The organism is Citrobacter sp. TBCS-14 (genome assembly GCF_005280805.1).
GTDB lineage: Bacteria > Pseudomonadota > Gammaproteobacteria > Enterobacterales > Enterobacteriaceae > Citrobacter > Citrobacter gillenii.
In genome coordinates, this window is sequence record NZ_SZWM01000637.1 from 1 (window position 1) to 239 (window position 239).

Genomic DNA, 239 nt, shown 5'->3' on the forward strand with positions numbered 1-239 from the left:
CAGGTAAGGTTCCAGCAGCTGCAGCAGACGCTGTAGCGCGCCCTGATTTTGGTACAGTACTTCAACAGCATGGCGACCATAAAAATTACGATAATCTTCATCGGTCAGAAGGGACGAAACCTCTTTCACCAGCGTGGTGACGTCAGTGACGGTGATCAACCCACTTGCCTGTTCCAGTCGGGCGCAAATGTCTTTGAAGTTAAAGGTATGCGGGCCCATCAATACGGGAATGGCATGTG

1 pseudogene is annotated in these 239 nt (G+C 51.0%); it reads right to left on the minus strand.

Annotation, left to right across the window (positions count from 1 at the left end):
- A pseudogene (locus FDX22_RS20370) lies at nt 1–239 on the minus strand (3-deoxy-D-manno-octulosonic acid transferase); the annotation flags it as partial.